The sequence below is a fragment of the Pseudomonas fluorescens genome, assembly GCF_900636825.1.
GTDB lineage: Bacteria > Pseudomonadota > Gammaproteobacteria > Pseudomonadales > Pseudomonadaceae > Aquipseudomonas > Aquipseudomonas fluorescens_BG.
Genome location: NZ_LR134318.1, coordinates 4,529,898 through 4,551,009 on the forward strand (window position 1 = coordinate 4,529,898; position 21,112 = coordinate 4,551,009).

The window sequence follows — 21,112 nt, forward strand, 5'->3', positions numbered from 1 at the left end:
TCACCCCAGCCCTCTCCCGGAAGGAGAGGGAGCCGACCGTGGTTTCTTGCGGATTACATCGACCTGAAATATCGAGTCGATTATGGATTCACTGCTGAGCGTTCAGGTCGGCGTACTTCCATGGCATCCCCCAATCGGTCCCCTCTCCCTCCGAGAGAGGGCTAGGGTGAGGGCAATTCCAGCGCCGAAAGCCGCCCCTCGATAAACCGCCGCTCCGGCTCCTGCCGCGTCAATTCCAATGCACGAAGGTACGCCGACCGCGCCTCCTCCATCCGACCCAACTGCCGACAAAACTCCGCCCGCGCCGAATGCGCCAAGTGGTAATCCTGCAACTCGCCGCGCTGCAGAATCCCTTCAATCAGGTTCAGCCCGGCCAACGCCCCATCGCGCTTGGCCACCGCCACCGCCCGGTTCAACTCGATCACCGGCGACGGCACTGCGCGCAACAGCACGTCATACAAGCCCACGATCTGCTCCCAATCGGTTTCCGCCGCCGACGGCGCTTCGGCATGCACCGCAGTGATCGCAGCTTGCAGGCAATACGGGCCGAAGCGACGCGTGGTCAGTGCACGCTCGACCAGCGCGCAACCTTCGGCAATCAATCCGGCATCCCACAGCGCGCGTTCCTGGTCATCCAGCAGCACCAGTTCACCATTCGGCGAAGTGCGCGCCGGGCGCCGCGATTCATGCAGCAACATCAACGCCAGCAAGCCCATGACTTCCGGTTCCGGCAACAACTCCATCAACAGCCGCCCCAGTCGAATCGCCTCGCGGGTCAAATCCTCGCGGGTCAGCTCCGCCCCGACCGAAGCCGAATAACCTTCGTTGAACACCAGATAAATCACCCGCAAAACGCTGTCGAGGCGCTCGGGCAATTCGCTCAGGCTGGGCACCTGGTAAGGGATTTTCGCGTCACGAATTTTTGCTTTGGCGCGAACGATGCGCTGGGCAATCGCCGCCGGCGCGCAGAGAAAGGCGCGGGCGATTTCTTCGGTGGTGAGGTCGCAGACTTCGCGCAAAGTCAGTGGCACCTGCGCATCGGCCGCCAGCGCCGGGTGGCAGCAGGTGAAGATCAGACGCAGGCGATCGTCTTCCACGTCTTCGCCACTCCAGTCGGCCTGTTCCAGTTCGTCGAGTTGCGCCAGCAGCAACGGCTGCGACGCCTTGAACCGTGCACGCCGACGTAACACATCGATAGCTTTGAATCGCCCGGTGGACACCAGCCAGGTGCGCGGGTTGTCTGGCACGCCATCGCGTTGCCAGCGCTCGACCGCGACGAAGAACGCCTCGTGCAGCGCTTCTTCGGCGAGGTCGAAGTCGCCAAGCAGACGAATCAGCGTCGCCAGGATCCGCCGCGAGTCTTCGCGATAGACCTGCTCGACCCGCGCGCGGACTTCAGACATTCAATTGCCGCACCGGGCGCACCTCAACGCTGCCGACCCGCGCTGCCGGAATATGCCCGGCGACCTGAATCGCTTCGTTGAGATCCTTGGCGTCGATCAGGTAAAACCCGGCCAATTGCTCTTTTGTCTCGGCGAACGGGCCGTCGGTGATCGACAACTTGCCGTTGCGCATCCGTACGGTGGTTGCGGTTTGCACAGACTCCAGCGCTTCCGCCGCCACCATCCGCCCGCTGCCCTGAATCGACTCGGCGTAAGCCCAGCATTCGGCATCTTCCGGGCTGTCGGGAGATGAGTGCAGCACGTGCTCATCGCTGTAGACCAGACATAAATACTTCATGGCGTTCTCCTGAATCGAACGACTCAACTATGGCTGAAGATCAGGGAGTCACATCGAACAGCGTCGCGCCGCTCATCGGATCGAACGGCGCCGACCAGTGTTCGTGAGCAATTTTCCACGCCCCACCGACCTGGCGATAGCACGCGGTGACGCGCATCCAGCAGCTCTGGGTTTCACCCTTGTCGTTGGTGCCGCCGCAGTTGGCGACCCAATGGGCAAAGGCGATGGTCTCGGCGCTTTCGATGGCGATTTCATGGAATTCGAAAATGTGCGGGCCGGGGCACATCTCCATGCACTCGACCCAGTGCGCGCGGTAGGCCGCTTTGCCCTTGAATTGCAGGGCCTTGATCGCATCGAACGAGACGATGTCATCGGCATACAGCGCCATGACTTTCTCGACATCCTTGTTCATCACGGCGTCGCGGTAGGTGTTGATCAGGTTCTGGATATCACTTTGTGCGCTCATGGTGTTCTCCGTGGTTTTTGTTGGGAAGACACCTTTAGTCGTTTGCCCTTTTCGCAGATCGACAGGCCAAACAAAAATATTTCACAGCGCCAATATCGCTAGAATCCGAGGCTCACTCTTTGTAGGAAAAAGGAAATTCACGTGTCAGCCAGACTCGTGCCGTACGACAGCCTGAACGCTCTGCAGCGCCAGCAAGTCGAGGCAATTGAAATCCATGCCGAGCAGATCAAATTTTCCGGCGATATCCACGGTGCGTTGCACACCTTGCTGTCGAAACCCGGTCCCGGCGTGAAAGGTTTTGCCCTGCTCGCGGACGACGTGCCAGTGGCGTTTCTGCTGCTCAAGCGCCCGCCGGTGTTACCGGCGTGGGCCGACGAACACAGCGCCACATTGCATGCGCTGCAAGTCGATCGCCGCGCGCAGGGAAAGGGTTATGGCAAGGCGTGTCTACAAGCGCTGCCCGCCGTCGCCCGCGAGGCGTGGCCGGAGATCAAGGGGCTGGAATTGTCGGTGGACGCTGACAACGAAGCGGCCATCGCGCTGTATGTCAAACATGGCTATGTCGACAGCGGTGAAGCGTACAAGGGCCGGATTGGCTATGAGCGGCGGATGGGGCTGTTTTTCTGAGCGTCGAAAAATCCTGAACCTGCACAACCTCTACTGACACACGACAGTTCACGTGTAGGAGCTGCCGAAGGCTCGGGCCGCGTTCGGACGATCTTTTGATCTTGATGTTCTTAACAGCAAGATCAAAAGATCGTCCGAACGCGGCCCGAGCCTTCGGCAGCTCCTACAGGGGTATTCATTCAGAAAGTCAGAAAGTCAGAGGGTCAGGACCATCTCGTGCCACGCCATGCCGCCGTGGTCGGACTCGGACGGTTTGATGTAGGCAAAACCAAACCCGGCGTACAGCGCGATGTGGCGTTCCTTGCACATCAGGTGAATCGTGGCTTTATCCATGCCGCGCATACGTTCGATGAATTCGCCCAGCACGCGTTTGGCCAGGCCCTGCCCCTGGTAATCCGGATGAACCACCACGGACATGATCACCACATTCGGGCCTTTCGGGTCGTGGCCGATCAGTTCCTTGAAGGCTTCGTCGGACATCTGCACATCAAATGCCGCGCCGGAATTGATGAAGCCGGCGACCACACCGTCGACCTCGGCGACGACGAAACCGTCCGGCCAGGTGGCAATGCGCGTGGCGATCTTCTCGCGGGTGGCGGCTTCGTCACCTTCGTAGGCGACGGTTTCGATGGCGTAGCAGCGATCCAGATCGGCGGCGCTGACGTTGCGAATCACGGTGTTCATGGCGGCTCGGAAATCAATGGAGTAAGGCCCAAAGGATAAAGCAGAACAGCCGGGCGGACACGCTCTGCCTCGGCTCGCACCGCCATCAACCCTTGAGCGGTAGCCAGATTTCCAGAGTGCCGGTGTTGAGCTTCGGGTTGAAATCCTCACTGTAACGTTCGAATTCCGGCGCATCCGCCGCCTCGTGACCGGACTGCGGCAGCCAGGTGTTCCAGATGTACTGGAAAGTGGCAGGCAGTTGCGTCAACGGCCCCTCGTGCTCGAAGACCGCGTATTGCTGCGGCTGGATTTCAACCCAGCGGTATTGCTCGGGCAGGTCATCGAACTTTTCGATCTGCACGCCGGCGATGTATTCGAAACCGCCCTCGCCGTCCGCGTTGCAGCAAACGCCGTAGGTCACTTCATTGACCTGCGCGGGAATTCTACCCAAGTGCGGAATCAGCTTTTCCCACAACTGCGGGATGTCCTCGGTGGTGTCCTGGGTAAAACGCCCCCCGAAACCGGCAATCAACAGAAATTGCCCATGTTCGAAGCGAGGTCCAGCCACATCGACGCGTGTTTGCTCATCCATGACGCGACTCCTTGGAACGGAAAGTGGGTTCGGCTGGGAGTATAGGAAGCCCGAACCGTTTCGCACGCTTACAGGGAATGCAACTGCTCGACGGCGCCCGAGCCGACAAACTCGTTGTAACCGGAAACGATCACGTACACCGCGAAATAGCAGAAGATCGCTGCAGATGCCATGTAGGAATAGCGCAATAGTTTGTCGCCCAAGAGCTTGCCGCCGTGGCTCGCAGCGAAACACAAGCCCGCCGACCACAGCAGCCCGGCACAAAGAAAACCGCCGAGAAACAGCGCTGAGCTCAACGGGCCACCGCCACCGGAGCGGGCGATCAGCGTACCGCCTACCGCGGCAAACCAAAGAATCGCGCTGGGCGATGACATCGCCAGAAATATCCCCCGGAAGAATTCCTTGCGATGAGACTTCTGCCCTACGTCTGCTGTCTCGGCCAACAACGCTTCGTGATGAATCGCCGAATAGATCATCTTTGCAGCGAAGTAGATCAGCAACGCCGAACCGCCGATCCAAAGCACCCAGCGCACGCTTTCGTACTGCAACAAAACGGTCATGCCGGCCAGCGCCAACACCGCGTAAACCAAGTCGCCGACGCAAGTGCCGAGACCAAGAGCGAAGCCCTGAAAATAACCGCGCTGCATCGCCAATGTGATCATCGCGATGTTGGCTACGCCGATGTCCAGGCACAGCGAAAGGCTCAGCAAGAAGCCGCTGGTGAATTCCATCTACCGATTTCCTTGGCGCAAAATTTGTTTACAAACAGGCTGGACAGTATGCCATCACTGCCCTTATCTTCCGCCACAGGTCACCGCAGTGACCAGCGTCGCTCGGACGGTTCCGGGCGCTTACGTTATCCGAGGCAACAATGGCCGAACAAGGTTCGCCGCGCCGCTTTGCGCGCATAGATCGACTCCCCCCTTACGTTTTCAACATCACCGCCGAGCTGAAAATGGCCGCTCGCCGTCGTGGTGAAGACATCATCGACTTGAGCATGGGCAACCCCGACGGCGCCACGCCGCCGCACATTGTCGAAAAGCTCGTGCAAGTCGCTCAGCGTGAAGACACCCACGGTTACTCAACGTCCAAGGGCATTCCGCGCCTGCGCCGGGCGATTTCCAACTGGTACAAGCAACGTTACGAGGTCGATATCGACCCGGAAAACGAAGCCATTGTCACCATTGGTTCCAAGGAAGGCCTGGCGCATTTGATGTTGGCGACCTTGGATCAGGGCGACACCGTGCTGGTCCCGAACCCGAGCTACCCGATCCACATCTACGGCGCGGTGATTGCCGGCGCCCAGGTGCGTTCGGTGCCGCTGGTGCCGGGCGTGGACTTCTTCGATGAACTGGAACGGGCGATTCGCGGCTCGATTCCGAAGCCGAAAATGATGATCCTCGGCTTCCCGTCGAATCCGACCGCGCAATGCGTGGAGCTGGATTTCTTCGAACGGGTGATCGCCCTCGCCAAGCAGTACGACGTTTTGGTGGTGCACGATCTGGCCTACGCCGACATCGTCTATGACGGCTGGAAAGCTCCGTCGATCATGCAAGTGCCGGGCGCCAAGGACATTGCGGTGGAGTTTTTCACGCTGTCGAAAAGCTACAACATGGCTGGCTGGCGCATTGGCTTCATGGTCGGTAATCCGGAACTGGTCAACGCCCTGGCACGGATCAAGAGCTACCACGATTACGGCACCTTTACGCCGCTGCAAGTTGCCGCAATTGCTGCGCTGGAAGGCGATCAGCAGTGCGTGCGCGATATCGCCGAGCAGTATCGCCAGCGCCGCAACGTGTTGGTCAAAGGCCTGCATGAGCTGGGCTGGATGGTCGAGAATCCGAAGGCTTCGATGTATGTCTGGGCGAAGATTCCCGAGGCGTATGCGCATCTCGGTTCGCTGGAATTCGCCAAGAAGCTGCTGGCCGAGGCCAAGGTGTGCGTCTCGCCGGGCGTTGGTTTTGGCGAGTACGGCGATGATCACGTGCGCTTTGCGCTGATCGAAAACCAGGACCGGATCCGCCAGGCTGTGCGCGGGATTCGCGGGATGTTCCGGGCGGATGGCTTGGCCCCCAAATAAACCTCCATTGCAGGAGCTGCCGAAGGCTGCGATCTTTTGATGTTGATTGTTGAAATCAAGAGATCGCAGCCTCGTTTCACTCGACAGGCTCCTACAGGCGATTCTGCACCCAGATCATCACCCACAAAAAAACCGCATCGCTGCGGTTTTTTTGTGCCTGCAAGCAGCTGCTTAAACGAACAGCGACAGCAGCAGGATAAAGCCCAGCGCGACGATGGACAGAATGGTTTCCATCGCCGTCCAGGTCTTGAACGTCTCGGCCACGGTCATGTTGAAATACTGCTTGACCAGCCAGAAACCGGCGTCGTTAACGTGCGACAGGATCAGCGAACCGGCGCCGGTCGCGAGTACCAGCAGCTCACGGTTGACGCCTGGAATCATCCCTACCACCGGCACCACAATACCCGCGCCGGTGATGGTTGCCACCGTCGCCGAACCGGTCGCGATACGAATCACCGCGGCCACCAGCCACGCCAGCAGGATCGGTGAAATTTGCGCGCTGACCGCCATGTGGCCGATCACGTCGCCCACGCCGCTGGTCACCAGCATCTGCTTGAAGCCACCGCCGGCACCGATGATCAGAATGATCGCGGCGGTTGGCGCCAGGCTCGCATCCAGCCACTTGAGCATCTGGTTGGAGCCGATGCCCTGCTTGTAACCGAAGGTATAGAGCGACAGCAGCAACGCCAGCAGCAATGCCGAGATCGGGTGACCGATCATGTCCATCCAGGTGCGGAAGAAGTTGCCGTCCGGCAGCGCCACGTCCGCGAAGGTTTTCAGCAGCATCAGGAACACCGGCAGCAGCACGGTGACCAGCGTGATGCTGAAGCTCGGCAGCGGGGTCGACTCGTCGCTTTCGCGAGCCAGTTGATCGACCAGCTCCTGGTTCGGGTGACCGGGAATGTGCTTGGCGATGAATGTACCGAAGATCGGACCGGCGATGATCGCGGTCGGCAGCGCAACGATCAGACCGTAGAGAATGGTCTTGCCGATGTCAGCGCCAAACACGCCGATGGCCAGCAGCGGGCCCGGGTGCGGCGGCACCAGGCCGTGCACCGCGGACAGACCGGCAAGCAGCGGGATACCGATCTTGATGATCGACACGCCGGTGCGGCGCGCAACGATGAAAACAAGCGGAATCAGCAGCACAAAGCCGATTTCGAAGAACAGCGGAATGCCCACCAGAAACGCGGCGAACATCATTGCCCATTGGACTTTGTCCTTGCCGAACGCCCGGATCAGGGTTTGGGCGATCTGATCAGCCCCGCCCGATTCGGCCATCATCTTGCCCAGCATGGTGCCCAGCGCGAGGATGATGCCGACGAAACCGAGCACGCCACCGAAGCCGTCCTGGAACGCTTTGATGATGGTGCCGATCGGCATCCCGGAGGTCAGACCGAGAAACGCTGCGGCGATAGTCAGGGAGATAAACGGGTGCAGCTTGAATTTGGTGATCAGGACGATCAGTCCGATCACCGTTACCACTGCATCGAGCAGCAGAAACGTGTCGTGGGACATGCCAAACATTGGGGGTGTCTCCTGGATTGTTGTTGTTATTAAAGCGGGTTAAACAGAAGTCGGGAGGACAGCGCTATCTCTTTCAACATACTCATACCGCCTGTTTCAGGCCGTTGGCCTGCCACCAGACGTGAGCCTGCAACGCCAGTTCTTCAACACTGTGGATCGATGCATTCAGTGCCAGGGTCAGCGGTTCGCCCTTGGGCGACTCGAGAGTGGCGAACTGGCTTTCGATCAGCGTTGCCGGCATGAAATGGCCTGGACGGTGGGACACACGTTCGGCGGCCACTTCAGGGGTCAATTCGAGAAACACGAAACCCAGGCCCGGCAGGGCACTGCGCAGACGCTCACGATAAATGTGTTTAAGGGCCGAGCAGGTCAGCACCGGGCGCTTGCCCGACGCATCGACGCGACGCAATTCATCGCACAGGCTGTCGAGCCAGCCGGCACGGTCGTCGTCGTTCAGGGGGATCCCCGCGCTCATCTTTTCGATGTTCGCGGCCGGATGGAAAGTATCGCCTTCAATGGCAGTGGCGCCGCTCAATTGGCACAGGGCCTCGCTGACGCACGTCTTGCCGCAACCGGCAACGCCCATGATTACCAGGGCGGTGATGGGATGACTCATATAACACCTCAGCGCGCAGACAGCGCTACCTTTGCTAGCTATGACTCTAGTGCACAGGCAGAAGTTGCCGACGCCTTCTTGTCGTTTTTTTGGGTTGCAGCAGGTTCGTTCCCAACGCCAAAAAGCGAAGATCAGGCAGGACCTCGCTTACGCATTTGCAGCTGCATCAGGACAGCGCTACCTTAGTGCCTTGATTTTTGTTTGGCAAGCCGTCGATGAACACCCCTAAAAACGATAAAAATACCCGCACCACCGGCCGTCCCACCCTGAATGAAGTCGCCCGCCTGGCCGGTGTCAGTCCGATCACCGCCTCCCGCGCCTTGCGCGGCGTCAGCACTGTGGCCACCGAACTGGTGGAAAAAGTGCAGAAAGCCGCCCTGGAACTCAACTACGTCGTCAACCCGGCCGCGCGTGCGCTGGCCTCGGCGCAGAGCCATTCGGTTGTGGTGTTGGTGCCGTCGCTGTCCAACCTGCTGTTTATCGACACGCTGGAAGCCATCCATCGGGTACTCACGCCCAAGGGCTTCGAAGTGCTGATCGGCAACTTCCACTATTCACGCGATGAAGAAGAAAACCTGCTGCGTAACTACATGGCTTATCAGCCGCGCGGGTTTCTGCTGACCGGGTTTGATCGCACCGAGAGCTCGCGACGGATGATCGACGCCAGCAACATTCCTTGCGTGTACATGATGGAACTGGACAGCGCCGCCGGGGTGAACTGCGTTGGGTTTTCGCAGTTGAGTGCCGGGGAAACGGCGGCGGAGCATTTGCTTTCGCGGGGGCGCAAGCGTCTGGCGTATATCGGTGCGCAGCTCGATCAGCGCACATTGTTGCGCGGCGAAGGTTTCCGTAAAGCGTTGCAGAAGGCCGGGCGCTACGACCCGGATCTGGAAGTGCTGACACCACGCGCCTCGTCGGTGGGCTTGGGCGGCGAGTTGTTTTTGCAGCTGTTGGCGGCGCATCCGGACGTCGACGCGATCTTTTTTGGTAACGACGATCTGGCGCAAGGCGCGCTGCTGGAGGCGCTGCGCAACAACATCAGGATTCCCGAGCAAGTGGCGATCCTGGGTTTCAACGACTTGCCGATGTCCGAGCACATGGTGCCGCGCCTGAGCAGCATCAACACCCCGCGCGAGGCGATCGGCCGGCGCGCGGCGGAGCAGATGCTGACGTTGATGGCGGGAAACCGCGTTGCGCAGCCGGTCGAGGACATGGGTTTCGAGCTGAAAGTACGCGAAAGCACCTGACCCCTGAAATCCCTGTGGGAGCTGGCAAGCCAGCTCCCACAGGTTTTTGTGGTGGGCACAAATCCAAGGGTAAAACACGATCCCTGTAGGAGCTGGCGAAGGCTGCGATCTTTTGACCTTGCATTAAAAAGATCAAAAGATCGCAGCCTTCGGCAGCTCCTACAGGGGGTTACCTAATGACTCGACAAGGGCCAGTGCGCCTTTCTGCAGCGGCTGGCTCTTGAGCCACACCGCATGCACCGGCATGACCAGGCCGTTTTCAATGTTGCGAAAATCCAGGCGCTTGAGCCGTCCGCTGTGCAGGCGCGGCTGCACCAGCGACAGCGGAAAGTTGCCCCAGCCCAACCCCGCCTCGACCATATCCATCGCCGTCTCAAGGTTATCGGTGCGCCAATACGACTGCGCCACCAACGGTCGCGTTTCACTGATTGGCAGGTCACGACTGGCAACGATGATCTGCCGCACCTGCACAAGATCTTCGAGAAACACATCCTGCCTCTGCAACAACGGACTGTCCGCCGCCAGCGTGGCGATCATCCGTTCGTTGCCGACGAACTGAAAGCGTTCCAGCGCGTTCATGCTCAGCCCGGCAAACGCCAGACACACGCTGACCCGGCCGCTGTGCAACATCGCCAGCACATCATCCTGCGGCGCGGTGAGCACTTCGATTTCGAGCAGTGGATGCTTTTCGGCAATCGCCTTGATCGCCGCCAGCAACGGACGGCGATCAATGTCGGCAACCACACCGATCGACAACTTGCTTTCCAGCCCCAGCGACAATTCCACCGCATGCACTTGCAAGTGTTTGAGTTGCTCAGCGATCAGGCGCGCGTGCGGCACCAGTGACAGCGCCATCGCCGTGGGTTGTGGTTCGCGATGGCGGCGGTCGAACAGCAGGTAACCGAGTTCAGCCTCCAGATTGCCAATGCCCATGCTTACCGCCGACGGCACCTTGCCCAATGCGCGCGCAGCAGCGGAAAACGAACCCCGCTCGATCACGGCGAGGAATAATTCGATGCTGTCGCTGTTGAAATTCACGTTTACCCACCTGTCACCAAAACTGAAAGCTGCTGACTTTTTCTGTCAGCGCTATTGAAGCTATCTTTCGCCGCCTTCGCCAGCCCCGTTAGCCAACCAGCAGCATGAAAGAGGCAATTCCGATGCAAGGTGTTAAACGCAAATTGGTCTACGTATCGCTTTACGAGGTCATCGGCATGACCTTTTCCGCCCTAGGCCTGGCCTTGCTTTCCGGTACTTCCCCCGGCAGCACCGGCCCGTTGGCAGTGATCATTACCACCATCGCGGTGACCTGGAATTTCATCTACACCTCGCTGTTCGAACGCTGGGAAAGTCGTCAGGTATCACGCACCCGCACTGTCAAACGACGGGTTGCCCACGCCGTCGGATTTCAGCTGACGTTGATCGTATTCCTGATCCCGTTGATCGCATGGTGGATGAACATCAGCCTGGTGCAGGCGTTCCTGCTCGATCTGGCGTTGATCATTTTCATCCCGTGCTACACGTTTGCGTTCAACTGGCTGTTCGACCGGGTGTTCGGCCTACCCGCCTCAGCAATGCCCGATTCGCCCGTTGCGGCATAAATAGCTAATTCGTAAACAGATATTGCAAGAAATCGGCGGTTTAGCTGCCTGAACCGCCGATATTCACAATCCAGGAAGTCCGATAGCAGGCTAAGCTTTTCCATCAATAAAAAATGGATCAGCCCATGACTGCAAACGCCTTCGCCGATGCACAAAGCCACACCATTGACCCGATCCGCGCTGCCCAGGTTTCGGCGCGCATCGATCGCCTGCCTGCGGTCGCGACGATCTGGCGTCTGGTGGCGCTGTTGTCCATTGGTGGTTTCTTCGAGCTCTACGACCTGTTCCAAACCGCTTATATAAGCCCCGGCCTGATCCGCGACGGGATCTTTGCCACGGGCAATCAGGGCGTGTTCGGCTTCTCCGATCAGGCAGCGTTCGCATCTGCGACGTTCCTCGGATTATTCCTGGGAGCCAGCCTGCTCAGCCCATTGGCCGACCGATTCGGGCGCCGGGCCATCTTCACCTTCGCGCTGGTCTGGTACACCCTGGCGACGGTATTGATGGCGACCCAGAGTTCGCCGCTGGGCATCATCTGCATGCGCTTTCTGGTTGGTATTGGCCTGGGCATCGAGTTGGTGACCATCGACGCCTATCTTTCCGAACTGGTGCCTAAACACATGCGCAGTTCGGCGTTTGCCTTTGCGTTTTTTGTGCAGTTTCTCTCGGTGCCGGCAGTGGCGTTGATGTCCTGGTGGCTGGTGCCTCAGGCGCCGTTCGGCATCAGCGGCTGGCGTTGGGTGGTAGGCGCCAGTGCGGTGTTCGCGCTGTTCATCTGGTGGCTGCGCAAGCGCCTGCCGGAATCGCCGCGCTGGCTCGCGCAGCAAGGTCGTTTTGATGAGGCCCACAGGATTCTCGACAATCTGGAAGCGCGCTGCGAGAAAGACCATGGCAAGCCACTGGACACTCCAGAAGCCGTGCCGGTGGATGTTGAAGGCAAAGGTCGATTCGCCGACATCTGGCAGCCACCCTACCGCCGCCGCGCATTGATGTTGATCGTCTTCCACATCTTTCAGGCGATCGGATTCTTCGGCTTCGGCAACTGGTTGCCAGCGTTGCTGTCCGGTCAGGGTGTCAGCGTCACCCACAGTTTGATGTATGCCTTCATCATCACCCTCGCCTATCCGCTGGGGCCGCTGTTGTTCGTGAAATTCGCCAACCGCTTCGAGAACAAATGGCAGATCGTCGGTTCGGCCCTCGGCGCGATGACCTTCGGCACCTTGTTCGCCTTGCAGACCACAGCCTTCGGGCTGATTTTCTGCGGGGTGATGATCACGTTCTGCAACGCCTGGCTGAGCTTCAGTTATCACTCTTACCAGAGCGAATTGTTCCCGACCAACATCCGCGCACGCGCGGTCGGTTTCTGCTATTCGTTCAGTCGCTTGTCTACGGTGTTCAGCAGTTTGCTGATCGGCCTGTTTCTGGAAAACTTCGGCACGCCGGGGGTGGTGGCGTTCATCGCCAGCAGCATGTTCATCGTGATGCTGACCATCGGTTACTTCGGCCCGCGCACGCGCAATCTGGCACTGGAAAACATCGCCTGATCCTGTAGGAGCTGCGGCACGCTGCTCCTACAGGGGGCGGTGTGGCGTCAGTTCAATTGCAGAGTTTCGTTGAACTGACTGATCGCATCCACCACATGCCGCGATCCTTGCTGAATCTCCTGAATCACTGCCCCCGCCTCATTTGCCAGTTCCACTCCAAGCCCGGTCCGACTCAGGCTCGACTGCATGCTCGACACCGCACTCAGCGACAGATCATGGTTTTTGCGCACCACGTCGACGATCTCCAGTGTCGCCTGACTGGTGCGTGCCGCGAGGCTGCGCACCTCATCGGCGACCACGGCAAACCCGCGCCCATGCTCCCCGGCCCGCGCAGCTTCGATAGCCGCGTTGAGTGCCAACAGGTTGGTCTGATCGGCAATGCCACGAATGGTCTGGACGATGGTGCCGATGATGTCCGACTGTTTGCTGACCGCGTCAATACTCACCGCTGCCTCATTGAGGTCGCGGGATATGTCCTGAATGATCTGCACGGTTTGCTGCACGACCTGTGAGCCTTTTTGCGCGCAGGCGTCGTTTTGTACCGAAGTGCTGTGGGCCGATTCGGCAGCGTTCTGCAAGGTGGTCATTTGATGGGTGATGTCACTGGCGAACTTCACCACTTTGTACAAGCGGCCCTTGGCATCGAACAAAGGGTTATACGAGGCCTCGAGGTAAACCATCTGCCCGGACTTGTTTTTGCGTTCGAAACGGTGAGAGTGATATTCGCCGCGATTGAGCGAGGCCCAGAACGCCTTGTATTGCGTCGATTCGGATTCGGCGCGATGGCAGAACAGGCTGTGATGTTGGCCGACTATTTCATTGAGCGAGTACTGCATGGTTTGCAGGAAGTTGTCGTTGGCGGCAATCACATTGCCTTGCGGGGTGAACTCGATCACTGCCATCGAGCGACTGATGGCGGCGAGCATGCTCTCTTCTTCGTGTTCTTTATTCACGCGAGCGGTGATGTCCGCCGCCACTTTTATTATGCTTCTGACTTGTTTGTCCGGACCGTACACCGGCATGTAACTGGCTTGCAGCCAGATCTCTTTGCCGCTCTTGTTCAGGCGCAGAAAAGTGCCGCTGGTCGGTTCTCCACGCGCGAGATCGCGCCACAACCTGGCGTAGTCTTCACTGCGGTAGAAGGATTCTTCGCAAAACATCCGATGATGTTTGCCGCGCACTTCTTCGGCGCTGTAACCCATCGTCTTGCAGAAGTTTTCATTGGCATCCAGAACGATGCCTTCGGGCGAGAATTCTATCATCGCCATCGAACGACTGATCGCATCCAGCTTGGCATTGGCCTCGGTCAAGGCATAGCTGAAGCGCTCGATCTGCTGCAGGTCAGCCTTGTGATGTAGGTTGAACATGGTTGTATCACCTTCCGCGCGGTGTTTTGGTTTGATGAACGATCAGGTCTTTCAAGATCCACCAATGAATGTCACAGAACAGGCACACGCCTTCCTCCAAGCAGAGGAAGTTGTCAGGTGATAAATGATGATCAATCGGAGCTTCCATGTAGAGACGCTCTAATCAAGACATCCTTCTCTTGATAGCCCGCACGCGGGCCAGTCCTAACGCGCTGAAGAACTTCCATGTAGTTGATGCTCCTTGTCGGTTCAGTGTCGGTGCCTTCGATTGCGCACTCTGGCAGCATGAATCACGCACTAACCGTTCACGGTCGAGATAGTTAGTACAGGAAAGCATAGACATATCGAAGCCCAGCGCAAGGCCACTAGTCAGCCAGTATCTGGCACTTTTCGCACAAGAATCGGTTCAGCATGATCCGAAACGGCCCGTGTAGGAGCTGCCGAAGGCTGCGATCTTTTGATCTCATTTTTTCAAGATCAAAAGATCGCAGCTTTCGGCGCTGACTCTGGTGGTCACCACCGCCGGCATCCGGCTGTCCAAACCTGCAGTTGCATATGCGAAAACGCTTCGGCCATCCAGCGGCTCGGAAAACGTCGCCATTCGTCGGAACTGTAATTTCTGACAGTGGCCAAGACGCTGGACTCAAGCGCCTGATGGCTCATGCGCCAGCACCTGCGGGCGTAGCAGCCATGCCTCACAAGGAGCCAGGACATGACCCTCTACATAGCGGCGAAGAAGGCCGGAACTTCACTCAGTACGTTCAACACATTCAGCAGCCTGGACGCATCTGCGGCTGCGGCGCTTGATCCGCCGCGGTTTGCGGGCGCCATCGAGACGGTGGTCGACGCAGATTTTGCGCTGGGCATTGACCAGGTCAAGGAGGGAGCTCTTTGTGTCATTGATCCTTGGCTCAATATGGAAGTCAACGACTCTGTCGAGCTGTTCCTGACGAATCCGAACCGCGCCGATGCTTATACATTCATTGATGCTGCGAGCGAGAACAAGCCGGTTCATCTAACCATCCCTTTTTCGGACTTTTCCTCGAAAACGTACCAAAACGTTCACTATCGGATACGTCGGCATAGCGGCAACATACAAACATCCCCGCCGCAAACGGCGCTGGTGCTGCTGACTCGTCCCGGAGGGCTCGACAAGAATCTGAACCCGATCAGTCATTCGGAACTGCATCAGGTATTGGAGCCGGACGTGGCTGAACTCGGGATTGATGCCGAACGCGCCAAGGCCGGCACCTGGGTCACGATCAAGCCATACACCTATCTACGGGTGCGCGACAGAATCGAACTCAGATGGGGCACCGAATCCATCCGCCACGTGGTCACCCGGGAGCAGGCAGAATCGCCCGCCAGCAATCCGATCAAAATTTTCGTCAGCCGCACGGTCATCGAAACCGCCGGCAGTTCGACCCAGCTACCGGTCATGTTCCAGCCCATTGACGAGGCCAACAACCGGCCCGATCCAAACGGCCCCTGGTCGACGCCATCCTATGTGGATGTCGATCTGGACGACTCGAAACTGGTCGAGCCGTACGTTGAACAGGCCGATTACAGCACCGGTGAAATCGACCTCAAGGGTTTGAATGGTCAGGACGTCAAGGTCGAGGTGCAGACCAATCGCCAGCACTACACACCGACCAGCATCATTCATTTGACCTGGGCTGGCGAAACCGTGGAAGGCACACTGATCACACAGACTTTCGATATTCCAGTCAAAGCCCCCGGCCGGACCTACGAGGCGTTCGTCGCCTATGAAAACGTCAAAGCGATCCCATACGGCAAGGCCGTGGTCTCTTACGAGGTGCAGACCGAAAACAGCCGTCTGTACTCAAAAAAAACCATCGTGCGTATCGCTGGCAAGCTTAACGCGCTGGTCGCACCATCCATCGACAAATCCAATGGCAGTTATTTGCCGCTGAATCTGAACAGCGCCACGGTGACCATCCCCAGTTACCCAGGACGCACAGCCAATGATCTTGTGATTTTGTTTATCAAGGCTGTTCGCCCCGGTGGCGGAACCGAACTGTATGAGGATGCGCGCCTGGTGGGCGCCCTGCCTAGTGGCACGCCAATCACCCGGCTTGTCCAAGGTGCAGATCTCGATCGTTTCGCCGGACTGCAGGTCACCGTCACGTATGAAGTGCACACCAATGTTGTACAAATCTCGGACCCACTGCAGCAAACCGTGGGCGAACCGAGAAAGAACCTGCCACCTCCCATCCTTGAAGGCACCACCGACGATAACGTGTTCGACCCGGCGCCGGATCGCGAGGTGATCTATCAAATCCCGCTGATTCTCACCAACACCAAGGATCAGGGCAATTGGTACTTCCTGGGCGTCAGCCGTGAAGGCAGCACGCAAGGCACATTCGAACTGACGCCGGGTTCAGCGGCGCGGGCCATTCGCATCCCGTTGTCCCGCCACTTCGTGGACCTGAATCTGGACCGCACCGTGAAGCTGTTTTACAACCTGACGCGTAACGGTGTGGAAATGTACTCCGACTACCTGGAAGTGCGCATCGGCAGCCCTTTGCCCAACCTGTTGGAACCGAGTGTGGTCGAGGCACCCGATGGCAAACTCGATCCGAATCGTTATCGGGACGGGTTTACCGTACGGGTCACTACCGCTGCGTTCAGACCTGAGGATGCCATCGAACTGACCATTGTCGGCCGGCCAGGCGATGGTTCGACGACTCCGGAACGCAAGGTCGTCAACGGTCAGGAGTTCGTGGATTTCAGCATTCCGGCGGGTATTACCGGGGCCAATCTGAACCAGGTGGTGAAGGTCAGTTACAAGGTCATTCGACTGGGTCAGCAAACACCATCAAAAGCGCTGAATCTGAGCATTGACGATTTGCTGCAACAAAGCATGCCGATGCCGTTTATCGAAGGGTTTACCGGTACAGAGTTGCAGATCGGCTCACTCAAGGACGACAGCAAGGTGCGCTGCGAGCAATGGCCGTTCCAGCGCTTGAGGTTGCCGATCTGGTTGAGCTATGTGGAAACCCGTGCCGATGGGACTTCGCGTACCAGGGATCAGTTTGTGGGAGCTGCGCATTATCAGGGCGTAGGGCTGACGTACACGACTGAGGTGCAATGGTTGCGCGAATGCAAGGCGGATTCGAAAGTGGCGATTGTGTTGAAGGTGGGGTTGTTTGGGGGAGCTACGGTGGGGGATGCGGTGGAGTGTCAGGATAGGGTTTATTCGGTGAAAGCCGGGCTGGATGACCTGACAACCTTCACAGATTATGATTGGAACGGGTGGACGATGCCCTCTTATTATCAAGCACAGATATCGCGGTTGGCTGGAGAGTACTTTGTTGAATCACTCGTAGCCTTCAACGGCCTCCACGCGGTCTTTATGGATAAAGCATTTGAGGTTGATATCGGTGAGCAGTATGCGTTCAGTTTCGACTATCAGTGTCCACTTAGCGCACTTCTTTACATCGGGCAAAACGAAACCGGTGTATTCCAAGCATATATTCCAGGAAGTGGCACCTGGCAGACCAAAACTGTGAGTTTCTACGCAGGGAGAACGCCGACAGCATCGCCAATGACTCTGAATTTTTCCTTGGGTGGTAATGGCCACGTTGTGAGAATGGACAACCTTCGCTTAAGAAAAATTTAAAAAAAAGCTATCCGCTTCCGGTTGCATCTAAACAGCCATTACGATCACTCGTAATGGCTGTTTTTGTTCAATGCCCAAAAACATCCACCTTCTTCGCCTTCTTCTCCGCCCGCTTTTCAATCGCAGTCTTCGCCGGTTTCTTCTTCGCGGCTTTCTTTGAATCCATACCTTTGGACATGATGCGTACTCCACTCACAGGGATGTGAGGTCAGGTATACACCTATCCAGAGCCGCGCGTTCTTTTATAATCGCGGCTTTGCCCGCCGACAGTCCGAACCTATGCCCGACACCCAATACAGCCTGCTCGACGAGTCTTTATGGCCGTTGATGAACAAGTTCTACCGCAGCCACCAATCGCCGATGAAAGCCGTGCGCGAGGCGCAGTTGTGGGTGGCGCGACGCGGCGAAATCGTGGCGGCGCTGTGTCTGCGGCCGGTGGCGGGCGGGCATTGGTTGACGGGGTTGTTTGTCGATCCGGGCTGTCGTGAACAGGGAATTGCAGCGCAGTTGATTTCTAAAGCGGTGCAGCACGTGATTGAGCCGGTGTGGCTGTTCTGTCATCCGGATTTGCGCGGATTTTATGAGCGGCGCGGGTTCAGCTTCGACCCTGCCCTGCCTCAGGCGATGGCGGAGCGGTTGAGCCGGTATGCGCGGAGCAAGCCGATGATTGCGATGGGGCTGAGCCCTTCACAATCCTGATGCGCAATGCAAAACCAATGTGGGAGCCAGCCTGCTGGCGATGGCGGAGTGTCAGTCAGCACAGTTGTCACTGACAGACCGCTATCGCCAGCAGGGCTGGCTCCCTCAAGGGATATCGCCGGTCTTGAGTTAATTGTCGGCAGCTGGATCGAGGTCTGGGAACATGACTTCGGTGAAGCCGAACTTGCTGAAATCGGTGATGCGTGACGGGTACAGCCGGCCGATCAGGTGGTCGCATTCATGCTGCACCACCCGCGCGTGAAAACCCGAGGCCACGCGCATGATCGGCTCGCCTTTGGGGTCGAACCCTTCATAGCGAATCTGCTGATAACGATCCACCGCGCCGCGCAGACCCGGCACGGACAGGCACCCTTCGAACCCTTCTTCGGTGTACGGATTCAAGGGCGTGATCAGCGGGTTGATCAGGATGGTCTGCGGCACCGCTTCAGCGTCGGGATAACGTTCGCTGTGCTCGAAACCGAATATTACCAACTGCAGGTCGACACCGATCTGCGGCGCGGCCAGGCCGACGCCGCCGACGCTTTCCATGGTCTGGAACATGTCGTCGATCAATTGCCACAGCTCCGCACTGTTGAACATCTCCGGCGGCACGGGCGGGGCGATGCGCAGCAGGCGCTCGTCGCCCATCTTCAGAATTTCACGAATCATGGTCGGGCTTCGTCAGTGTCCGGCTTGAGCGAATGATCGCGGCCCAGGCCCGAGACGTGTTGTTTGGGTTGCTCACCGAGTTCACCGGGGGCTTTCTCGCCCGGGTCTTTGCCCTCGCTGGACATGTGCTCGATCACCGCATTCATTTCCGCGCCGAGCAGCAGCACCGCCGCAGAAATATAGAAATACAGCAGCAGCACGATGATCGCCCCGATGCTGCCATACATCGCGTTGTAGTTGGCGAAGGTTTTGACGTAAAAGGCAAAACCCAACGAGGCAAGGATCCACACCACCACCGCGAGCACTGAACCTGGAGTGATGAAACGGAAGTCCTGTTTGACGTCGGGCATCACGTAATAGATCAGCGCCACGGCGACCATCATCAGAATCACGATGACCGGCCAGCGCGCGATGGTCCAGATGGTGACGATGGCTTCTTCCAGCCCGACCTGCCCGGCAATCCAGCCCATCACCTGTGGCCCGAGGACCATCAGCGCGGCGGCGATCAGGAGCATGCCGGCGATGCCGACGGTGTAGACGATCGACAAGGGGAAACGCTTCCAGATCGGTCGGCCCTCGACGACGTCGTAGGCGGCGTTCATCGCGCTCATCATCAGGCGGACGCCCGCGGACGCGGTGTACAGTGCGATGACGATACCGATGGAAAGCAGACCACCCTTGGACTGCTGCAACTGGTCGATCACCGGATTGACCTGCTCCAGCGCTTGCGGCGGCAAAACCAGTTCGGATTGCAATCGCAGCCAGGAGAAGAAGTCGGGCAGATGCAGGAAACCAATCAGCGCGATCAGGAACAGGATGAACGGGAACAGCGAGAACAGCATCTGGTAGGCCAGTGCCGAGGCGTAGGTCGACATTTCGTCATCGACGAATTCAGTGACCGTTCGCACCATCACTCGGTGCAGGGGCAGACCTTTCATGTCCGGAAATATCATTCGCGTCTCCTTTCGCCGCAATACAGGTTTGAAGTCGTGGCGACTCAGGGGCCGGTTTTTACATCACGGTAGCCTGTTTGGCGAACCTTGAAGGGTGTCAGCAGGATTTCGACACAAAAACGGCCATCCTTGGATGGCCGCTCGTGAATTTCGTTCAAGGCTCGATCAAGCCTTGTCGACACCTTTTTTCACGGCGTCCTTGGCGTCACCGACCGCTTGCTGGGCCTCGCCTTTCTTCTCTTGGACTTTGCCTTCGGCATGGAGCTTGTCATTGTCAGTAGCTTTGCCGACGCCTTGCTTGACGTTACCGACGGCTTCGTTGGCCATGCCTTTTACTTTATCGCCTGTGCTACTCATGGTGTTTCTCCGTGGTGCATGAAGGGAGGAAAAGTCAGTACGTAACGATTGACCGGTGCGCTTTGCGCCAAGTTTCATTTATTTTCACGGTTTCATTTCGTCGCGGCGCGCAGGTTGGGCTTTATGTTTGCTTGCGTTGCCCCGAGAATGCGCAGCATAGGGGCGCCATGCGCCAGTGAACCGATCCCGCAGGAATGTTATGAAACTCGATAAAACGCAGGCCATCGCCCGTCGCAACAAGGAACTGGGCGGCGCCGTGCTCGGCACCAACAACTGCCACTTCGCCGAACTGAACCGCAACCGCAACATCTGGTGGTTCGACCTGCCGGTGTCGCGTCTGGCCATCGGTCAGTACGAGTGGATTCACTTGCTGATGCACACGCCGGCCACCGACGAGTTGCTGCACCTGAAAGTGCCGACGGTATTCCTGCGGGAGAAGCTCGAAGGCCTGGTGATTCGCAACGAGGGCAAGCGTAAAGCGGCGCTGAGCCTGGAATTGAGCGCGGACAAGGATTCGTATCTGCAAGACATGCGGCCGGCGGGCACCAATGTGAATTTCGCGCCGTTTCGTCAATGAATCAAAAGATCGTCCGATCGCGGCCCGAGCCTGCGGCAGCTTTTACAGGAAACGCATTTCAATGTAGGAGCTGCCGCAGGCTGCGATCTTTGATCGTTCTCATGCTTTGCGTAGGAACGATCAATTGACCAACAAAAAGCCCCG

General features: G+C 58.1%; 21 protein-coding genes and 1 pseudogene. 8 read left to right on the top strand and 14 right to left on the bottom strand.

Features of this window, described 5'->3' with window-relative positions; genetic code table 11:
* Nucleotides 1-161: 161 nt before the first annotated feature.
* From EL257_RS20575 to EL257_RS20585, 3 genes are read right to left on the bottom strand one after another with little or no spacing between them, the layout of a single operon-like run.
* Nucleotides 162-1,403 carry an RNA polymerase sigma factor gene (locus EL257_RS20575; RefSeq protein ID WP_126365700.1) on the bottom strand — a complete coding sequence of 414 codons (1,242 nt, stop codon included), beginning with the start codon at nucleotides 1,401-1,403 and terminating at the stop codon, nucleotides 162-164.
* Nucleotides 1,396-1,740, bottom strand: a complete 345-nt coding sequence (locus tag EL257_RS20580) for a YciI family protein (protein WP_126365702.1) — start codon at nucleotides 1,738-1,740, stop codon at nucleotides 1,396-1,398. Before EL257_RS20580 ends, EL257_RS20575 begins: the two co-directional genes overlap by 8 nt.
* Before the next feature lie 40 nt (nucleotides 1,741-1,780).
* Nucleotides 1,781-2,206 carry a YybH family protein gene (locus tag EL257_RS20585; protein WP_126365704.1) on the bottom strand — a complete coding sequence of 142 codons (426 nt, stop codon included), beginning with the start codon at nucleotides 2,204-2,206 and terminating at the stop codon, nucleotides 1,781-1,783.
* Nucleotides 2,207-2,347: 141 nt separating this feature from the next.
* On the opposite strand from EL257_RS20585, the gene EL257_RS20590 reads away from it, so the two are divergent.
* Nucleotides 2,348-2,833 carry a GNAT family N-acetyltransferase gene (locus EL257_RS20590; protein WP_126365706.1) on the top strand — a complete coding sequence of 162 codons (486 nt, stop codon included), beginning with the start codon at nucleotides 2,348-2,350 and terminating at the stop codon, nucleotides 2,831-2,833.
* A 195-nt stretch (nucleotides 2,834-3,028) separates the two neighbouring features.
* Here EL257_RS20590 and EL257_RS20595 read toward each other — a convergent pair whose 3' ends face one another.
* The 3 genes from EL257_RS20595 to EL257_RS20605 all read right to left on the bottom strand — a co-directional run bounded on the left by EL257_RS20595 (nucleotide 3,029) and on the right by EL257_RS20605 (nucleotide 4,819).
* Nucleotides 3,029-3,517 (bottom strand): GNAT family N-acetyltransferase, encoded by a 489-nt coding sequence (locus tag EL257_RS20595; protein ID WP_126365708.1) that lies wholly within the window; start codon nucleotides 3,515-3,517, stop codon nucleotides 3,029-3,031.
* Nucleotides 3,518-3,602: 85 nt separating this feature from the next.
* Nucleotides 3,603-4,088, bottom strand: a complete 486-nt coding sequence (locus tag EL257_RS20600; RefSeq protein ID WP_126365710.1) for a GyrI-like domain-containing protein — start codon at nucleotides 4,086-4,088, stop codon at nucleotides 3,603-3,605.
* A gap of 68 nt (nucleotides 4,089-4,156) precedes the next feature.
* Nucleotides 4,157-4,819, bottom strand: a complete 663-nt coding sequence (locus EL257_RS20605) for a LysE family translocator (protein WP_126365712.1) — start codon at nucleotides 4,817-4,819, stop codon at nucleotides 4,157-4,159.
* A gap of 140 nt (nucleotides 4,820-4,959) precedes the next feature.
* Here EL257_RS20605 and alaC point away from each other — a divergent pair, with 140 nt between their 5' ends.
* A complete protein-coding gene (gene alaC / locus EL257_RS20610) occupies nucleotides 4,960-6,168 on the top strand; it encodes an alanine transaminase (RefSeq protein ID WP_126365714.1) in 1,209 nt (402 codons plus the stop codon).
* 171 nt (nucleotides 6,169-6,339) lie between these two features.
* Here alaC and EL257_RS20615 read toward each other — a convergent pair whose 3' ends face one another.
* Together EL257_RS20615 and EL257_RS20620 are read right to left on the bottom strand one after the other, a co-directional pair.
* Nucleotides 6,340-7,695 carry a GntP family permease gene (locus EL257_RS20615; RefSeq protein ID WP_126365716.1) on the bottom strand — a complete coding sequence of 452 codons (1,356 nt, stop codon included), beginning with the start codon at nucleotides 7,693-7,695 and terminating at the stop codon, nucleotides 6,340-6,342.
* 82 nt (nucleotides 7,696-7,777) lie between these two features.
* The gene (locus EL257_RS20620; protein WP_126365718.1) at nucleotides 7,778-8,311 is read right to left on the bottom strand and encodes a gluconokinase; all 534 of its coding nucleotides are present in this window, start codon (nucleotides 8,309-8,311) and stop codon (nucleotides 7,778-7,780) included.
* A gap of 215 nt (nucleotides 8,312-8,526) precedes the next feature.
* On the opposite strand from EL257_RS20620, the gene EL257_RS20625 reads away from it, so the two are divergent.
* On the top strand, nucleotides 8,527-9,558 hold the full coding sequence (locus EL257_RS20625; protein ID WP_126365720.1) for a LacI family DNA-binding transcriptional regulator: 1,032 nt from the start codon (nucleotides 8,527-8,529) through the stop codon (nucleotides 9,556-9,558).
* A gap of 159 nt (nucleotides 9,559-9,717) precedes the next feature.
* Here EL257_RS20625 and EL257_RS20630 read toward each other — a convergent pair whose 3' ends face one another.
* Entirely contained in the window at nucleotides 9,718-10,596 is an 879-nt protein-coding gene (locus EL257_RS20630) for a LysR family transcriptional regulator (RefSeq protein WP_126365722.1), read from the bottom strand.
* Nucleotides 10,597-10,718: 122 nt separating this feature from the next.
* On the opposite strand from EL257_RS20630, the gene EL257_RS20635 reads away from it, so the two are divergent.
* Nucleotides 10,719-11,159, top strand: coding sequence for a PACE efflux transporter (locus EL257_RS20635; protein ID WP_126365724.1), 441 nt, complete (start codon nucleotides 10,719-10,721; stop codon nucleotides 11,157-11,159).
* Between the two features lie 125 nt (nucleotides 11,160-11,284).
* Nucleotides 11,285-12,703 carry an MFS transporter gene (locus EL257_RS20640; protein ID WP_126365726.1) on the top strand — a complete coding sequence of 473 codons (1,419 nt, stop codon included), beginning with the start codon at nucleotides 11,285-11,287 and terminating at the stop codon, nucleotides 12,701-12,703.
* 47 nt (nucleotides 12,704-12,750) lie between these two features.
* Here the strand turns inward: EL257_RS20640 and EL257_RS28505 are convergent, their stop codons facing one another.
* Both EL257_RS28505 and EL257_RS28510 read right to left on the bottom strand, forming a co-directional pair.
* On the bottom strand, nucleotides 12,751-13,290 hold the full coding sequence (locus EL257_RS28505; RefSeq protein WP_232013121.1) for a methyl-accepting chemotaxis protein: 540 nt from the start codon (nucleotides 13,288-13,290) through the stop codon (nucleotides 12,751-12,753).
* Between the two features lie 51 nt (nucleotides 13,291-13,341).
* Nucleotides 13,342-14,070 (bottom strand): annotated as a pseudogene (locus EL257_RS28510) (PAS domain-containing protein); the annotation flags it as partial.
* A 712-nt stretch (nucleotides 14,071-14,782) separates the two neighbouring features.
* Here EL257_RS28510 and EL257_RS20650 point away from each other — a divergent pair.
* Nucleotides 14,783-17,713 (top strand): hypothetical protein, encoded by a 2,931-nt coding sequence (locus tag EL257_RS20650; RefSeq protein WP_126365730.1) that lies wholly within the window; start codon nucleotides 14,783-14,785, stop codon nucleotides 17,711-17,713.
* Between the two features lie 279 nt (nucleotides 17,714-17,992).
* Nucleotides 17,993-18,412, top strand: a complete 420-nt coding sequence (locus EL257_RS20655; protein WP_126365732.1) for a GNAT family N-acetyltransferase — start codon at nucleotides 17,993-17,995, stop codon at nucleotides 18,410-18,412.
* A gap of 129 nt (nucleotides 18,413-18,541) precedes the next feature.
* Here EL257_RS20655 and def read toward each other — a convergent pair whose 3' ends face one another.
* From def to EL257_RS20670, 3 genes are all read right to left on the bottom strand, one after another.
* A complete protein-coding gene (def, locus tag EL257_RS20660) occupies nucleotides 18,542-19,081 on the bottom strand; it encodes a peptide deformylase (RefSeq protein ID WP_126365734.1) in 540 nt (179 codons plus the stop codon).
* Entirely contained in the window at nucleotides 19,078-20,034 is a 957-nt protein-coding gene (locus EL257_RS20665) for a YihY/virulence factor BrkB family protein (protein WP_126365736.1), read from the bottom strand. The genes def and EL257_RS20665 overlap by 4 nt, the downstream gene beginning before the upstream one ends.
* 165 nt (nucleotides 20,035-20,199) lie before the next feature.
* On the bottom strand, nucleotides 20,200-20,391 hold the full coding sequence (locus tag EL257_RS20670; RefSeq protein ID WP_126365739.1) for a CsbD family protein: 192 nt from the start codon (nucleotides 20,389-20,391) through the stop codon (nucleotides 20,200-20,202).
* Between the two features lie 199 nt (nucleotides 20,392-20,590).
* On the opposite strand from EL257_RS20670, the gene EL257_RS20675 reads away from it, so the two are divergent.
* Nucleotides 20,591-20,968 carry a hypothetical protein gene (locus EL257_RS20675; protein ID WP_007917843.1) on the top strand — a complete coding sequence of 126 codons (378 nt, stop codon included), beginning with the start codon at nucleotides 20,591-20,593 and terminating at the stop codon, nucleotides 20,966-20,968.
* The last annotated feature ends 144 nt before the right edge of the window (nucleotides 20,969-21,112 follow it).

Excerpts from the sequence above, each read along its gene's own strand:
- EL257_RS20675 (WP_007917843.1), top strand. The coding sequence starts at position 20,591 with ATGAAACTCGATAAAACGCAGGCCATCGCCCGTCGCAACAAGGAACTG.
- EL257_RS20580 (WP_126365702.1), bottom strand. The coding sequence starts at position 1,740 with ATGAAGTATTTATGTCTGGTCTACAGCGATGAGCACGTGCTGCACTCA.
- EL257_RS28505 (WP_232013121.1), bottom strand. The coding sequence starts at position 13,290 with ATGACCACCTTGCAGAACGCTGCCGAATCGGCCCACAGCACTTCGGTA.
- def (WP_126365734.1), bottom strand. The coding sequence starts at position 19,081 with ATGATTCGTGAAATTCTGAAGATGGGCGACGAGCGCCTGCTGCGCATC.
- EL257_RS20575 (WP_126365700.1), bottom strand. The coding sequence starts at position 1,403 with ATGTCTGAAGTCCGCGCGCGGGTCGAGCAGGTCTATCGCGAAGACTCG.
- EL257_RS20595 (WP_126365708.1), bottom strand. The coding sequence starts at position 3,517 with ATGAACACCGTGATTCGCAACGTCAGCGCCGCCGATCTGGATCGCTGC.
- EL257_RS20635 (WP_126365724.1), top strand. The coding sequence starts at position 10,719 with ATGCAAGGTGTTAAACGCAAATTGGTCTACGTATCGCTTTACGAGGTC.
- EL257_RS20650 (WP_126365730.1), top strand. The coding sequence starts at position 14,783 with ATGACCCTCTACATAGCGGCGAAGAAGGCCGGAACTTCACTCAGTACG.
- EL257_RS20655 (WP_126365732.1), top strand. The coding sequence starts at position 17,993 with ATGCCCGACACCCAATACAGCCTGCTCGACGAGTCTTTATGGCCGTTG.
- EL257_RS20615 (WP_126365716.1), bottom strand. The coding sequence starts at position 7,695 with ATGTTTGGCATGTCCCACGACACGTTTCTGCTGCTCGATGCAGTGGTA.
- EL257_RS20640 (WP_126365726.1), top strand. The coding sequence starts at position 11,285 with ATGACTGCAAACGCCTTCGCCGATGCACAAAGCCACACCATTGACCCG.
- alaC (WP_126365714.1), top strand. The coding sequence starts at position 4,960 with ATGGCCGAACAAGGTTCGCCGCGCCGCTTTGCGCGCATAGATCGACTC.
- EL257_RS20605 (WP_126365712.1), bottom strand. The coding sequence starts at position 4,819 with ATGGAATTCACCAGCGGCTTCTTGCTGAGCCTTTCGCTGTGCCTGGAC.
- EL257_RS20585 (WP_126365704.1), bottom strand. The coding sequence starts at position 2,206 with ATGAGCGCACAAAGTGATATCCAGAACCTGATCAACACCTACCGCGAC.
- EL257_RS20670 (WP_126365739.1), bottom strand. The coding sequence starts at position 20,391 with ATGAGTAGCACAGGCGATAAAGTAAAAGGCATGGCCAACGAAGCCGTC.
- EL257_RS20665 (WP_126365736.1), bottom strand. The coding sequence starts at position 20,034 with ATGATATTTCCGGACATGAAAGGTCTGCCCCTGCACCGAGTGATGGTG.
- EL257_RS20600 (WP_126365710.1), bottom strand. The coding sequence starts at position 4,088 with ATGGATGAGCAAACACGCGTCGATGTGGCTGGACCTCGCTTCGAACAT.
- EL257_RS20625 (WP_126365720.1), top strand. The coding sequence starts at position 8,527 with ATGAACACCCCTAAAAACGATAAAAATACCCGCACCACCGGCCGTCCC.
- EL257_RS20620 (WP_126365718.1), bottom strand. The coding sequence starts at position 8,311 with ATGAGTCATCCCATCACCGCCCTGGTAATCATGGGCGTTGCCGGTTGC.